Below are 13,773 nucleotides of genomic sequence, written 5' to 3'. Positions count from 1 at the left end.
TGTCCCTTCAGTTCGCAGGTCGCCGGGTGCGCAGCGCGCAGCGTGTGACCGCACGCTGGAATTCATCGTAATAAGTTGGGTCTTCCGTTCCCATGAGCTTGTCCCACCAGGTGAAATAGAGTCCGAAATTAGCGCGGGGCCGCGCATGGTGCAGGTCGTGATGTGTGACCGTGGCCATCCAATCGAACAGAGGGCGGCCCTCCCGGTTGGCGGGAAATATCTCGTATCCGCTGTGGCCAATGGCGTTTCTGAGCATCATGTGCGCGGTGAAGATGAACGCGGCGAGCACACTGGTCGGCATGATGGCCATGAAGAGCAGAAGGAACACCGCATTGACGAAGGCTTCGCTGGCGTCGAAGGCATAGGCGGTCCACGGTGTCGGATTGTACGAACGGTGGTGGAGGCGGTGGAACCACCGGAACAGTTTTGGGCGATGCATGAACCAGTGGGTCCAGTAGAACCACGCATCGTGCGCGACGATCAGCGCGACGACATTGATGGCGAAATAGGCCCACCCGTATTGTCCTGGGTCTTCATAGACCGGGAGCCAGCCAAGATTGGCCAGAATGGCGATCGTCAACCCGACCAGGGAGAAAATCACGACGGTCCGGAGCGACGTGAGAATTTCGCGGATGATTTGCCGCGCTTGCGGTGTCTCTTGGCGAATCTTGCGTGATGCAAGCCGCGCCGAAAGGAGCACGTTGATCAAGAGAAACGTCCCGCCGGCGCCGATCAGGTAGCGATAGAGATCGCTCTGCAGGATCACCGGATAAATGTCGGCTACGAAGCGCATGAGCGGCGCGACGGTTAGGGCGTCAAGCATTGGGCAAGCCTCCGGTGTTGGACAGCCAGGACTACCGGAGGGCGTTCGCCGCGGCTTCGCACCAGGAGAAGCCGATAGGAAAAACTGGATTTCGATCAGAGATTTTCGGAATCGATGAGCTTGCCCAGCGCATCTTTTCGAAACTGCGACGGCGTCGTGCCCGTGCGATCGCGAAATGCCCGGTTGAATGGCGCGAGCGACGCGTAGCCGACGCCAAAAGCGATCGACACGATCTGCTCGCGCACGCGGTCCGGGTCGGCAAGCCGCCGCCGGGCCTCATCGACGCGATGCTCATTGATGAACGCCGAGAAGCTTCTGAAACCGAGCCCGGCATTGATCAGCCGACGAAGGCGATGTTCGGGCACGCCAAGGCGCCCAGCCAATTGGCCGAGCGATAGCTCGGCCTCCAGGCACACCCCGTCTGCGACGGCACGCTTCAGACGCTCCAGTTCGATGCGCTCGGCGGGCGAGAGCTCGCTGACGCTGACGGCCGGCCGGGAGGGCGCCTCGAACAAATCCAGACGCAGGGGTACCAGCCATGCGGTGAAGACGAAGGAGAGCGCAAACAGCATCACGGCCTGCGCGAGCGTCGTCCAGCTGGGAAGCGGCGCGAACATCGCATAGATCTCGCCGGCCGCAATGAGGACGGCCGCCAGCGGCAGGACGATGGCGAGCGCGATGCGGAAACGGCGCCGGGAATTGACGAGATCATTACGAAAATCCTGAACGGCCATCCACACGATATGTGCAAGCAGAGCCACGAGCACCACCTGATGCAGGACGGTCTGGACGCCAGCAAGCATTGGGCTGTTGCCGTGGCCAAGCAGCAGGATCGCGACCAGAACGACGCCGGGTAGCGCGTAAGCGGGCGACCAGACAAAGTCGTCGCGGAAGAGGCCGATTGCGAACCACCACAGGAAGACGGGATTGAGGACGGCTAGCAGCAAGGGTATCCAGTGAGCATCGCCCAGCATCCCGGGCATGCCCGGTGCGGACAGCAAAACGTAGCTGGCGACTCCGAGAGTGAGCAGGAGGCCGCTCAGTGTCCCCGCGCGCACCGGCCGTAGTCTGACAAACTGAAGGGCCAAGAGCAGGTTGAGGGAGATCGCGCCGCCCCGCAACATCAAGTCCAAAATGCCCCCTCCGTTCATACCGGCAAGTAAACGCAGTTACGCCGACAAGGCAACGCGATCCGGTTGGGGGTTAAGCGGTTTGCTTGAGTTCCAGGCGGCGCCCGGCGCTCACGCGCGGCGTTCGTTCATCAAGAGCGCCACGACGACGCCTGACAGGAAGGTCAGCGCAGCAACCGCGGTAATCGCCGCAGCCAGACCGAAGAAGTCGGCGGCCGAGAGCGCGCCGATCGCATAGCCAAGATCGCGCCAGAAACGGTAGACGCTGAGTGAGCGGGCGCGCCAGGAGGGATGCGATGCATCTGACACCGCAGCGATCAAGCTCGGATAGACCATCGCAGTGCCGAGGCCGAGCAGCACACTGGCGAGCAGCCACCAGGCGAACTCGCCTGTCGCGGCGGTTAGGAACAGAGCCACCGCCTGCACCCGGCGGGCGGCGCCTGCGGAGCTTGATAGATGAAGGCAATCAGGCCGATGGCGACGACAATCAGTATCGCAACGGCGATGCCCACAGCGCTTATCCCGAAGGTCGTCCCGATTGCTGGCAGCAGCATCAGAGCGATCGCGATGCCCGCTGGCCATGAGTTGATGTAGATGGCCATGGCCGTTGCGATTTCCCGGCCGGCAAACCAGTCGGCGACCATCTTGGTCATCAGGACGTTCAGCAGAACGCCGCCAGTGCCGCCGATCAGTCGGCCGCTGATCTGCAGGCTCCAGGGCGCAGACGACGTCATCAGCGTTTCACCCGCCAGCATCATCAGGAGGCCGGCGAGCACGGTCGCCCTGTCGCCATAGCGCTGGCCGATGGTCGCGCCGGGCAGGGCCAATGCGACCCCCGGTGCAAGATAGAGGCCGATCAGGATGCCGATGTCGGCCAGGCTCGCACCGAGGCTATCGCTGACAAGGGGCGCGACGGCGCCGACGCTCTGGAATTGAAACGCCATTGCGGCGCGGCCGATAAACAGGACAGCAAGGATCGTCCAACGGCTGCGCACGGCTCCTCCCGAATAGTCCGAACTATTCAGGCCTGATATTCTGGTTCAGTCGGAAGAAATTGGTCGGGTCGTATTGCTTCTTGACTGCTGCCAGGCGCGCATAATTTTCGCCGTAGGCATCACGCACGCGCTCGTCACCCTCATCACCAAGATTGTTGGCATAGACGCCGCCGGTGGAGAATGGTCTGACCGCGTTCCATAGGTCGCGCGCCCAGCGCATGTTTGCCTCGTCATCGGCCGGATCGTCCCAGATGGCGATCGGGAAGCAGTCGAAGGCCGCATCGCGATTGGCGTAGGGCGAGTGCGACGCGGGCACCCGGGCGATCGCGCCGCCGACCTGCTGGAAAACCAGCAGGGACCAGTGATTGGGAGCCTTCGCGTAACTGTCGAGCAGCGCATCGATCGCTGCATCGCTGATCTCGTGCAGGAACTGCGCCTTCCAGTAATAGCGTCGTCCGCGTGGAAAAAGGCTGTCGGCCGCCGATTGAATCTGAAGATAGGGAACGGCCTGCAGGCGGCTTTCGACGGGGGACCCGAATGTCATCATCGGTTCGATGACCGGTTTGCCCGCCTCGGGTGCGCCGACATAGCACGCCGAGATGCTGAAGCCACGGTCGCCCGACGGCAGTGTGACGAGCGCGGCGTCGACGCTCAACTCGTCCGGGGCGCCACGGGAGAATTTGTCGTAAAACCGCATGACCTCGCGCGCATGATCATAGGCGTGAAGCACCGAGCCCACGAGAAGGGCCGGGCCAAGCGGGTGCAGCCGGTATTCGAACGCCGTCACTATGCCGAAATTGCCACCGCCGCCGCGCAAGGCCCAGAACAGTTCTGGATGCTCGTGGGCGCTTGTTCGCAACAGCCGCCCGTCGGCCGTGACGATTTCGGCCGCGATCAGATTATCGCAACTCAGGCCGTGCTTGCGCCCGAGCTTGCCGAAGCCTCCGCCGAGCGTCAGGCCGGCAATACCGGTGTCGCCGTTGACGCCCATGGTTGTCGCAAGACCGTACGCCTGTGTGGCGGCGTCGAACTCGCCGAGATTCAGGCCGGCCTCGGCCCTGACGATGCAGCGCTCGGGATCGACGACAATTTTCTTCATGCGGGATAGATCGATCACCATGCCATCGTCGCACACGGACAGGCCGGCGACGTTATGGCCGCCGCTGCGCACCGCCACGACGAAGCCCTGCAACCTGGCGTAGGTCACGGCATGGACGACGTCACCGGCATCGGCGCAAAAGACGATTGCGGCGGGGCGTTTGTCGATCGCCCCGTTCCAGACCTTGCGCGCCTGGTCGTAGGCAGTGTCCGTCGGCAATACCAATTCGCCTCGCAGACCTCGGCGCAGTTGTTCGACCGCCACAGTCTGGGAATGGGATCGGCCCAATGGCGCGTCGGCCTTTCGTGGGATCTCCATCGCTGTTCTCCCGCCGTTCGAACAACGTTACGGTCTCACACGGTCCAACCTTCTGCAAAAGCGAAATTCTCGGCTGCTGGATGAGAAGAATTCATCTAGGCTGCCGCGCATGACAAACCGCCCGCCGCTGCGCGCATTGCACGCCTTTGAGGCCGCCGCCCGGCACGGCAGCTTCAAGGCCGCGGCGGTGGAGCTCGGCGTGACGCCGACGGCGATCAGCCACCAGGTCCGCTTGCTGGAAGAGATATGCGGTCGCAAGCTGTTTCAGCGCCGGCCGCGCCCGCTCGTGCTGACGAGCGCGGGAGTGCGGCTGTTTCCGATCCTGCGCAACGGCTTTGATCTTCTCGCCGGCTCGCTTGCCGCGGTCGCCGAGCCCGATTTTCAGGCGCCATTGCGGGTAACGAGCCCGAACGCTTTCGCGAGTCGATGGCTCGTGCCCCGGCTGCCGAAATGGCGAGAGGCCAACCCGGCAATACCACTGGAGATCATCGGAACGGACGCGGTACTCGATCTGCGCGCCGGCGCCGCGGATGTAGCGATCCGCTATACGCGTCGCCCGCCTTTGCACTTTGCCGCGCAGGAGATATGCCGCGATTCCTTCTTTCCGATTTGCAGTCCCCAATTGTTGGCAAGCGATGGGCGGCTGATCGAGCGCGCCGCCGATCTCCTGCGTTATCCTTTGATCCACTTTGACTGGATGAACCGGGATCCGGATGCTCCCACCTGGTCCCGGTGGCTGGCGATGGCCCGATCAATCGATCCGGAGTCAATCCCGGACAAAGCCTGGGATTTGAGCTTTCGCGAGGAACTGCATGCGATCGACGCGGTTGTCGCCGGGCAAGGCATTGCGATCTGCAGTGATATTGTGGTCGGCCGCGAACTGGAAAACGGCTCTCTCGTCAAGGCGCATCCAATGTCCTTGCCGGGCTACAGCTTTTATGTCGTCTGGATGCACCACAGTGCCCGATCCGCGGTTATAGAATCCTTCCTGGGCTGGATGAGAACCGTCATATGAGACCGTCCAACCCGCGCGCCGTGGGCGGGAAGGGAACAAGTGGCTGTTGTTGCCGCCGGTGATGTAGCGCTAGGCGGTCCCATACGGACTGGGAGCGAGCGGAAGGACTGCTGTCAGGATTAGACAGACAGCGAGATCGATCGATTTTTCGATGCCCTCGCAACGTTGCGAACACCGCAATTTCGACGTTTCATGGTTAGAGACGGGACCTGAAAGCTCGCGCCGGCTTGGTCGCGCAGATTGCATAGCGATGCTGCATCGAGCGTTCCAGCGCCTTGAGGAAGTTCAGGTGCCGCGCCTGTGCGCGATGAATCGCGCCGAGCCGGATGTCGACCACAGGCACCTCGAAGCCAGCCTCCGCAAGAAGCGCGCAGACCTCGTCCGCTTTGGCGCCGCGCGAAAAGTGGAGCCGCGACAGGATGCTGCGATGGCGGTCCATCATCGCCTGGTCCAGAGCGCCGGCCGCCTCGACCGTTGAGCCGGGCAGTCTCTCCAAGATCCTACGCAGACGGGCTGCCCAGGTCTCGGATACGAAGTCACCATCAACTATCAGCAACCGTCCGCCGGGCTTGAGCAGCGAGAACCATTCGGCGAACGCCGCTCGCGGATCGACCAACGTCCAGACGAGATGACGGGTGACGAGGACGTCGTAGCAGTCCTTTTCTTCGAGCGTGCGCTCCGCGTCGCCGAGCAGGAACCGGATGCCGCTTTCCCTTTGCGTTGCCTTCGCACGCGCCTTGGAAAGCATGGCCTCTGACCAGTCCAGTCCTGTCACGGCGTAGCCCAAGTCGTACATGAGATGGGATACAACCCCGGTGCCGCAGGCGAGATCGAGCGCGCGCCGGCGGTTCCCGGCGCCCAGGTGCTTGAGGATCAGCCTGTGCCAGGCTCTGCGCTCCCGCTCGGAGAAGATCTCATGCCCCACTGAGACGTCGAAGGTCTCCGCACGCGCCGACCAGTAATCACGTATTTCGTCCCGCAGCGAATAATTGGCCTCGCCCACCATTCCAAACCCTTGTCGTGGTGCCCAGTCTGGAATGGCTCTAAAAGATATTTCTTGAGATTTGAAGTCATCTTTTATAAGCCGCCTCTGACAATCCACCTAAGAGAGGGCGTGATGACTTTTGGAAGGATCGCGACGGGGATGATGGCGGCCGCTATCGTTGCCCTGCTGACGCTGGCCGCAAGGGCGGAGATGGTGAAAGTGACTGACGTCACCGGCCGAGAGATCGAGGTGAACGTTCCGGTCGAGAGGGTCATCCTGGGCGAAGGCCGGCAGGTCTATCTCGTCGCGGCGCTCGACGCCGAGGACCCGTTCAAGCGCATCGTCGGCTGGCGCGAGGATTTCAGCCAGGCGGATCCAGACAACTACGCCGCCTACCTCGAGAAATTCCCCAGGATGGCAGAGATTCCCACCTTCGGTGGCTTCAAGGACGGCACCTTCGATGTCGAGCAGGCCGTCTCGCTTAAGCCAGATGTCATCCTGATGAACATCGAGTCGAAGCAGGCGACCGAGGACGCCAAGTATATCGAGAAGCTCGCCTCCGCCGGCATTCCGCTCGTCTATGTCGATTTCCGCGAGCGCCCCTTCATCAACACCGAGCCCAGCATGCGCCTCTTCGGCAAGCTGTTCGGCAAAGAGGAGCGCGCCGAGGAGTTCATCGCCTTTCGCGCCGCCGAGATCGCCCGCGTCACCGACGTGATTGAGAAAGCCAAGCCGGCAAGGCCCAAGGTCTTTATCGAGCGTGCCGGTGGCTATTCGGAAGACTGCTGCATGAGCTTCGGCGATGACAATTTCGGCAAGTTCGTCGAGATGGCGGGCGGCGACAACATCGCTATGGACATCATTCCGGGCACGTTCGGCACGCTCAATCCCGAACAGATCATCGCCTCGAACCCGGATCAGATCATCGTCACTGGCGGCTGGTGGGAAGCCTATGTGCCGGGCGGCGCCTGGGTCGGTGTCGGCCCCGGCCGCGACGAGGCCGAGGCGCTGCGCAAGCTGAAGGCGCTGACCGAACGGCCGGCGCTGACTGGCGTGAAGGCCGTCGAGAACGGTCAGGTGCATGCCATCTGGCATCAGTTCTACAACAGCCCCTATCAGTTCGTCGCCATCCAGCAAATGGCGAAGTGGCTGCATCCGGATCTTTTCGCCGACCTCGACCCCGAAGCGACCTTCAGGGTGCTGCACGAGAAGTTCCTGCCGGTCGCCTACAGGCCGGGCCACTGGGTCTCGCTGACCGATGTCGATTGAGACGACGGCCGCCGGCGCCGCGGTCGATCGCACCGAGGGACGAGGGCGTTATCGCGCCCTCGTCTGGCGACGGCAGATCATTCTCGCCGGCCTTTGCGCCGCCCTGCTCTTGAGCCTCTGCGTCGACCTTGCGGTCGGTCCAGCTCGCTATGGGCTCGGTGAGGTCGTGCGGGCGCTTCTTGCTCCTGATACGGTGCCGCAGCAGGTGCGCGTGGTGCTCTGGGAAATCCGCATGCCGGTGGCGCTGATGGCCATCGTCGTGGGAGCGGCGCTCGCCGTGGCCGGCGCGCAGATGCAGACAATCCTCAACAACCCGCTGGCGAGCCCCTTCACGCTCGGTATATCAGCCGCCGCGAGTTTCGGCGCAGCACTTGCACTGGCCTTCGGCGTGAGGCTCATCCCCGCCGCGGTCGAATATGTCGTGCCGATCAACGCCTTCGTGATGGCGATGCTGGCGGCGTTCCTCATTCACATGCTGAGCGTCAAGCGCGGCGTCAGCGTGGAGACCATCGTGCTGCTCGGCATCGCGCTGGTCTTCACCTTCAACGCGCTGCTCGCGCTCGTCCAGTTTTTCGCATCGGCGGAAGCGCTGGCGGCAGTCGTCTTCTGGACCATGGGTAGCCTCACCAAGGCCACCTGGCCCAAGCTCGCCGTCACTACATTCATTCTCCTCGCAGTTTTGCCCATTTTCGCGCGGCGCGCCTGGGCGCTGACGGCGCTGCGGCTGGGCGAAGACAAGGCAGCCAGCTTTGGCGTCAAGGTCGGTCGCTTGCGGCTGGAGACGCTGATGCTGGTGACTCTTCTCGCCGCCATCCCCGTCGCCTTCGTCGGCACCATCGGCTTCATCGGCCTCGTTGGTCCGCATATCGCACGGATGGTCATCGGGGAGGACCAGCGCTTCTTCCTGCCCGCGTCGGCCCTGTCGGGCGCGCTGATCCTGTCGGCGAGCTCCGTGGTCAGCAAGTCGCTCATCCCCGGGACAGTCTTCCCGATCGGCATTGTCACCTCGCTCATCGGCATTCCGTTCTTCATCTCGCTCATCCTGTCCAGCGCGAGGCGCTCATGGTGACGATCCAGCTCGACGCGCTCGGCGCGCGCTACGGCAAGAGTCTTCGGCTTCGGGATGTGACCACACCTGCGTTCGAGGGCGGCGACATCGTGGCCGTGATCGGCCCGAACGCGGCCGGCAAGTCGACGCTCTTCAGGCGCATCTCCGGGCTTCTGCACGGACCGGGCCAGGTGCATGTCGACGGTGCGTCCCGGGGCGGAATGCCATCTGCTACATGCCGCAGGACACCTCCGCCAATGCGGTGCTCACCGTCTATGAGTCGGCGCTGCTCGCCCGCAAGCAGGGAATGGGCTGGTCTGTGGGCGACGATGATCTGGCTTGCATCGACGAGACTCTGGCGGCGCTCGGCATCGCCGACATCGCTTTCCGCAATGTGGGCGAGCTTTCCGGCGGCCAGCGGCAGCTCGCCAGCCTGGCGCAGACGCTGGTGCGCGAGCCGGAAATCCTGCTGATGGACGAACCGACATCGGCACTCGATTTGTCGCGGCAGGTGGAGGTGCTCGGCCTCATGCGGGAACTTGCCCGGGCGCGAGGCATGGTCGTGCTGATCGCCCTGCACGACCTCAATCACGCCCTGCGCTTCAGCGATCAGGCGATGGTCATCGCGGATGGCCGGCTGGTCGCATGCGGGCCGTCGCCGGACATCATCACATCCGATCTGCTCCGGGATATTTATCACGTCGACGCGCGCGTCGAGCCGTGCTCGCGCGGCATCGGCCACGTCATCGTGGATGGCGTGGCGGATGGGCGTCGGACGGTCGTTATGTCGGCAGCGGAAACTGAATCCGGGATCCGGAGGAGATTCGAAGCGGCAGCCGTTCCGGCCGCATGACGGCAACCGCATTACGCCGCTTGCAGCGAACAGGTCGCCGTCACCTGCCCCTATTCGGCCACTGGCTCAGCAACTCGATGGCCCGTCGGTTGCGCCGCCAAGCAGCCTGACGTTGAGCCGGCCGCCGGTGAACAGCATGTCGTCCAGGGCCTCGGCCAGATCCTCGGGGGTCACCACCTCTCCGTCGCCACGCATGATGCTGGTCTGCGCGGTACGGCGCATGAGCTCCTTGATGAACGCCGCGCTGACCCCCTTCGTCCGCGCCACAGCTTCGCTCACGATCTTATCGGAAAGTTTCAGCCCGCCGCCATAGAGGCGCACCAGCTTCTCCCGGCAGTCGTCGTCCGGCAGCGGCACCTCGATGGCTTGGTCGATACGTCCCGGCCGCCCGGTGAGAGCGCCTTCAAGTTGCTCGGGCCGGTTGGTGGTCAGGATGAACAGGATGTCGGCATTGTCCTTCAAACCGTCCATCTCGTTGAGCAGGGTGTTGAGGAGCGCTTCCTCGCATGGACCTCCCATGCTCTCGCGGTCGCGGGCAATCAGGTCCACGTCCTCGATCACGACCGTAGCCGGCTGTAGCAGGCGCGCCAGGGTCATGTATTGCGACAACAGGCCCATCTGGTCGGCCGTTATGATCAGTGTCGTGTGGCCAGGGAGATTGGCGGCGAGGTGACGTATGGTGTGCGTCTTGCCGGTGCCCGGCGGGCCGTAAAGCAAGATGCCCTTGCGCGTCGATTGCCCAAGCCGTCGCAGCGCCTCCCGGCTCTCGATGAACCGGATCACGTTGCGGTCGAGAAGCTTCAAAGTCCGTTCCGGCAGGATGATCGCGTCGCGCTGCACCTGCGGCAAGCGATGGACCATCACTCCCTTGGAGCGGCCGCGATAGTCACCTTCCGACTCGAGCGAGAGAACCTTGCCGCGGTAGGATCGCGCAGCATTGATCGCGGCCTCCAGTTGGGAGAAGCAACGGTCCACAAGGGCAACGCCATCCTCGCCGGCCGGCACCGCGATCTCGACGCAGGTTCCGGCCTCGTGACCATACTCACGGTGAAAGGACAGCACGACCGCGTAGTGCAGGTCTCCATCCCGATTGAGCCACAAGCCATTGTTGAGGCACTTGATCGGATCGCTCTCGCCGATATCGACGTCCTGGTACTGCGCTGCCGAGATGGTGACGGCGAACTGACCTTCCTTCGTCAACGCGGCAAAGGTCAGCGTCTCGTAGCGATGTTGCTCGTAGAGACCGAAGAAGCGAACCGGCGAGGCCGAGAACAGCTTGTCGAGCGCCACCTGCACGTCGGCGCGCATGTGGCCGGGAAACTGGCGGGAGGTCGCGATGATCTCGTCATGCGCCAGTCCGTCGAAATGCCAGGCGATCGCTTCATGGGCATACTTGAACTTTTTGTTGCGCGGAGCCTGTGCGGCATGGCCGGCCGTGGCCGCGCCTTCAGTTTCGCCGGGAGCGGCGGTGATGCGAAGCGGGTGACCGGCAGCCTTGATGCGCTGCTGCGCGGTGTCCAGCATCGCCTTCGCCACCGCGAAAGGGTAGCTGCCGCACACTGCCTTTCCCTGCTGCGCCACCGTCGCGGTCAAGGCCTCGGCCTCTGCCTCCGATCGATCGAAGACCGAGCGAACGAGATTGACGACAAACTCCCATGGGGTCTGATCGTCATTGTGAATGACAAGCTGCAGATCGATTGTCTCGGCGGGCGTATCGCGCAAGGTAACGGCTCGCTTCCCAGCTTGCTGCAGATCAACACTATATGCGTCAGGTTGCACGAATTGTTAACAACTTAAAGAGGACCGCTAAGAGCAACTGCCTGCCGCTGGGGATGTCGTCAGGCGGAGCGCTTAGCATTTGTATTCTGAGTTCGGGATGTTGCGCGCAGAGCAGGCGGTCAGCGGCATTGATTACTTGAATTCAAACAGTTCAATCAGGTTGCCCGATGGGTCTTTCAGAAGCCTGGCTCGACCGGCTCCCGCCTCGCTGATTTCGCCCCTGAATTCGGCCCCATCGGCATCCAACCGGCTGATGAGCCCATCCAAGTCCTTCGTGACAATCATGAACCGGTTCCAGCCGCCAGGCTCCGGATTGCCGCCGGCAGTGCCTCCGCTGCCCGCTCCCGGGGCGCTCAAATAGAGCGTCAGGTCATCACGAACAAGCGCTGCGAACTTGCCGGGATTGTGCATGTTCACCGAGAACTCGAGTCTGTCGCGATAGAACTCGACCGATCTATCCACGTCCGTCACGATGTACCGGATGGAGGCCATTGCGCGAGCTCCGTCTTGACCGCACAGCTTTACTTGCAAACGCGCGGATCTGCGTGGCGTTCCAACAGCACCCCGAACAGCCTGACATCGAGTTAACGGCGATCAGCGCACAAGACAGGGGCATGGACGATCTGCGCTCACCTTTCTTGACCGTCTCTCGAACTCCTGCGTGTCAGTTGACATATATTCAAGATAGATATATGTAACTTGCGTAATAGGCATGAGACACGTTGATGACCGAGACCGATTTCCTCAAGGATTACGACCCCAACGCATTCCAGCGGCCGTCGGTGGCGGTCGACCTCGTCCTGCTGGGGCTGCGCGACGGCCGTCCCACGGTCCTGCTGCTCAAACGCGACCAGCATCCGCATGCGGGCCGCTGGGCGTTGCCGGGCAGCTTTGTCGGCATTGACGAGTCCCTCGATGCCGCTGCCGCGCGGGTGCTGCGCGACAAGACCGCAATTGAGGGTGCTCGCCTCGAACAGCTCTACACCTTCGGCGCGGTCGATCGTGACCCGCGCATGCGCATCATCAGCGTTGCCTATCTCGTTCTGCTGACCGAGACGGCCTTCGACGCGGCCGCGCGGGCGATGCCAACTTTGCTGCCCGCCGCGATCCATGTGCCCTGGGCCGGCGAGGCCGGCGGTCCGGTCAACGTGCTGTCGCCGGACAACGAAAAGCTCACGCTCGCCTTCGACCACGCCGACATCCTGGCGATGGCGATGCTCAGGCTGCGCGGCAAGCTCGATTATTCCGACGTCGCCTTCGCGCTGCTGCCGGAACTGTTCACGCTGCGGCAGCTCCAGGATGTGCACGAGGCAATTCTGGGTACCGCGCTCAACAAGCCGGCCTTTCGCCGGCGGCTGCTCGACAAGGGCTGGTTGGCGGCGACCGGCGCCTATGAGGCGGGCACCGCCTACCGACCGGCAGAACTTTACCGTTTCCAGCGTCCGTAACCGATTGAGGGAGAGACTACCATGGCCACCATCCGCAACTTCGGCTTCATCGCCCAGCTCCGCAGCGAGGCAAGCAGCCACGTCATCCGCTATCGCGATGGTCGCGTGAAGCAGAGCGGCCGCGGCCTGGTGTTCTGGTTCGCGCCGGAAACCGCCAGCATTGCCGAAGTGCCGATGGACGACCGCGAGATGACACTGTTCGTCAAGGGCCGCAGCCAGGATTTCCAGACCGTGGCCGTGCAGGGCACGATCGGCTGGCATGTCGTTGATCCCGGGCGGCTGGCGGAGCGCGTCGATTTCAGCATCAATCTGAGGACCGGCAAGCCGCAGGGCGAGCCGATCGAGAAGATACAGGCGCGCATCGCCGGCATCGCCAACCAGGCGGTGCAGCAATATCTCGGACAGGCGCCGGTCCGCGCGCTTCTCGACGCCGGCCCCGCCCCGTTGCGCGAGCGGCTGCAGGCGGTTGTCGCCGCCGACCCGGCGCTGATCGACATCGGCGTCGCCGCGGTCACCGTGCGGCTCACCAACCTCACCCCGACGAGCGAGCTCGAGCGGGCCTTGCAGACACCGACCTTCGAGGCCCTGCAGCAGAAGGCCGACGAGGCGACCTTCGAGCGTCGGGCGCTCGCCGTCGAAAAGGAGCGTGCCATCGCCGAAAATGAAATGGCGACCAGGACGGAACTGGCCCGGCGCGAGAAGCTGTTGATCGCCGAGGAGGCCGAAAACGTCCGCAACCGCGCCACCGGCGCGGCGGAGGCGCAGCAGGTCGAGGCGGCCGCCGAGGCGGAGCGCATCCGCACCGTCGAGGGCGCCAAGGCCGAGGCCGAACGGCAGCGCATCGCCATCTACCGCGACCTGCCGCCCGCGATCCTGCTCGGCCTCGCCGCCCAGCAGCTCGCCGGCAAGCTGGAGAAGATCGAGCACGTCAACGTGACGCCGGACCTGCTCGCCACCGTGCTCGGCGAATTCCGCAAGAGCCCGGCGGTGATCGAGGCCCGCTGAGGGGGC

12 protein-coding genes and 2 pseudogenes are annotated in these 13,773 nt (G+C 63.5%); 6 read left to right on the top strand and 8 right to left on the bottom strand.

The genetic code is table 11. The features are described from left to right. Window positions 1-7: 7 nt before the first annotated feature. The 5 genes and pseudogenes from EJ073_RS19305 to EJ073_RS19285 all read right to left on the bottom strand — a co-directional run bounded on the left by EJ073_RS19305 (window position 8) and on the right by EJ073_RS19285 (window position 4,365). Complete coding sequence (locus EJ073_RS19305) at window positions 8-823, bottom strand: sterol desaturase family protein (RefSeq protein WP_126057162.1); 816 nt, start codon at window positions 821-823, stop codon at window positions 8-10. A 95-nt stretch (window positions 824-918) separates the two neighbouring features. After that, the gene (locus tag EJ073_RS19300; protein WP_245455751.1) at window positions 919-1,947 is read right to left on the bottom strand and encodes an AraC family transcriptional regulator; all 1,029 of its coding nucleotides are present in this window, start codon (window positions 1,945-1,947) and stop codon (window positions 919-921) included. Between the two features lie 117 nt (window positions 1,948-2,064). Then, window positions 2,065-2,379, bottom strand: a pseudogene (locus EJ073_RS19295) (MFS transporter); the annotation flags it as partial. Then, on the bottom strand, window positions 2,355-2,897 hold the full coding sequence (locus EJ073_RS19290; RefSeq protein WP_245455749.1) for an MFS transporter: 543 nt from the start codon (window positions 2,895-2,897) through the stop codon (window positions 2,355-2,357). The pseudogene EJ073_RS19295 and the gene EJ073_RS19290, both read right to left, overlap by 25 nt. 73 nt (window positions 2,898-2,970) lie before the next feature. Further along, window positions 2,971-4,365: an FAD-binding oxidoreductase gene (locus tag EJ073_RS19285; RefSeq protein WP_126057160.1), complete on the bottom strand. Its 1,395-nt coding sequence runs from the start codon at window positions 4,363-4,365 to the stop codon at window positions 2,971-2,973. A 109-nt stretch (window positions 4,366-4,474) separates the two neighbouring features. Between EJ073_RS19285 and EJ073_RS19280 the strand changes: the two genes are divergently transcribed. Further along, window positions 4,475-5,380, top strand: coding sequence for a LysR substrate-binding domain-containing protein (locus EJ073_RS19280; protein ID WP_126057159.1), 906 nt, complete (start codon window positions 4,475-4,477; stop codon window positions 5,378-5,380). 196 nt (window positions 5,381-5,576) lie between these two features. On the opposite strand, the gene EJ073_RS19275 is transcribed toward EJ073_RS19280, so the two are convergent. Then, entirely contained in the window at window positions 5,577-6,386 is an 810-nt protein-coding gene (locus tag EJ073_RS19275; protein ID WP_126057158.1) for a class I SAM-dependent methyltransferase, read from the bottom strand. Between the two features lie 138 nt (window positions 6,387-6,524). Here EJ073_RS19275 and EJ073_RS19270 point away from each other — a divergent pair, with 138 nt between their 5' ends. The 3 genes and pseudogenes from EJ073_RS19270 to EJ073_RS19260 all read left to right on the top strand — a co-directional run bounded on the left by EJ073_RS19270 (window position 6,525) and on the right by EJ073_RS19260 (window position 9,535). Beyond that, a complete protein-coding gene (locus tag EJ073_RS19270) occupies window positions 6,525-7,634 on the top strand; it encodes an ABC transporter substrate-binding protein (RefSeq protein ID WP_126059279.1) in 1,110 nt (369 codons plus the stop codon). Further along, window positions 7,624-8,703 carry an iron ABC transporter permease gene (locus EJ073_RS19265; RefSeq protein ID WP_126057157.1) on the top strand — a complete coding sequence of 360 codons (1,080 nt, stop codon included), beginning with the start codon at window positions 7,624-7,626 and terminating at the stop codon, window positions 8,701-8,703. Before EJ073_RS19270 ends, EJ073_RS19265 begins: the two co-directional genes overlap by 11 nt. Beyond that, window positions 8,697-9,535 (top strand): annotated as a pseudogene (locus EJ073_RS19260) (ABC transporter ATP-binding protein). Before EJ073_RS19265 ends, EJ073_RS19260 begins: the two are co-directional and overlap by 7 nt. 66 nt (window positions 9,536-9,601) lie before the next feature. Here EJ073_RS19260 and EJ073_RS19255 read toward each other — a convergent pair. Then, entirely contained in the window at window positions 9,602-11,257 is a 1,656-nt protein-coding gene (locus EJ073_RS19255) for an ATP-dependent Clp protease adaptor ClpS (RefSeq protein WP_126057156.1), read from the bottom strand. A gap of 189 nt (window positions 11,258-11,446) precedes the next feature. Next, window positions 11,447-11,806, bottom strand: a complete 360-nt coding sequence (locus EJ073_RS19250) for a VOC family protein (protein ID WP_126057155.1) — start codon at window positions 11,804-11,806, stop codon at window positions 11,447-11,449. Between the two features lie 233 nt (window positions 11,807-12,039). On the opposite strand from EJ073_RS19250, the gene EJ073_RS19245 reads away from it, so the two are divergent. Together EJ073_RS19245 and EJ073_RS19240 are read left to right on the top strand one after the other, a co-directional pair. Next, window positions 12,040-12,762 carry an NUDIX domain-containing protein gene (locus EJ073_RS19245; protein ID WP_126057154.1) on the top strand — a complete coding sequence of 241 codons (723 nt, stop codon included), beginning with the start codon at window positions 12,040-12,042 and terminating at the stop codon, window positions 12,760-12,762. Window positions 12,763-12,783: 21 nt separating this feature from the next. Then, entirely contained in the window at window positions 12,784-13,767 is a 984-nt protein-coding gene (locus tag EJ073_RS19240) for an SPFH domain-containing protein (protein ID WP_126057153.1), read from the top strand. Window positions 13,768-13,773: the final 6 nt, after the last annotated feature.

It is taken from the genome of Mesorhizobium sp. M4B.F.Ca.ET.058.02.1.1, from assembly GCF_003952505.1.
Lineage (GTDB): Bacteria > Pseudomonadota > Alphaproteobacteria > Rhizobiales > Rhizobiaceae > Mesorhizobium.
This window is presented reverse-complemented; position numbering and strand designations above follow the sequence as displayed.

Excerpts from the sequence above, each read along its gene's own strand:
- EJ073_RS19305 (WP_126057162.1), bottom strand. The coding sequence starts at position 823 with ATGCTTGACGCCCTAACCGTCGCGCCGCTCATGCGCTTCGTAGCCGAC.
- EJ073_RS19300 (WP_245455751.1), bottom strand. The coding sequence starts at position 1,947 with ATGTTGCGGGGCGGCGCGATCTCCCTCAACCTGCTCTTGGCCCTTCAG.
- EJ073_RS19290 (WP_245455749.1), bottom strand. The coding sequence starts at position 2,897 with ATGGCGTTTCAATTCCAGAGCGTCGGCGCCGTCGCGCCCCTTGTCAGC.
- EJ073_RS19285 (WP_126057160.1), bottom strand. The coding sequence starts at position 4,365 with ATGGAGATCCCACGAAAGGCCGACGCGCCATTGGGCCGATCCCATTCC.
- EJ073_RS19280 (WP_126057159.1), top strand. The coding sequence starts at position 4,475 with ATGACAAACCGCCCGCCGCTGCGCGCATTGCACGCCTTTGAGGCCGCC.
- EJ073_RS19275 (WP_126057158.1), bottom strand. The coding sequence starts at position 6,386 with ATGGTGGGCGAGGCCAATTATTCGCTGCGGGACGAAATACGTGATTAC.
- EJ073_RS19270 (WP_126059279.1), top strand. The coding sequence starts at position 6,525 with ATGATGGCGGCCGCTATCGTTGCCCTGCTGACGCTGGCCGCAAGGGCG.
- EJ073_RS19265 (WP_126057157.1), top strand. The coding sequence starts at position 7,624 with ATGTCGATTGAGACGACGGCCGCCGGCGCCGCGGTCGATCGCACCGAG.
- EJ073_RS19250 (WP_126057155.1), bottom strand. The coding sequence starts at position 11,806 with ATGGCCTCCATCCGGTACATCGTGACGGACGTGGATAGATCGGTCGAG.
- EJ073_RS19245 (WP_126057154.1), top strand. The coding sequence starts at position 12,040 with ATGACCGAGACCGATTTCCTCAAGGATTACGACCCCAACGCATTCCAG.
- EJ073_RS19240 (WP_126057153.1), top strand. The coding sequence starts at position 12,784 with ATGGCCACCATCCGCAACTTCGGCTTCATCGCCCAGCTCCGCAGCGAG.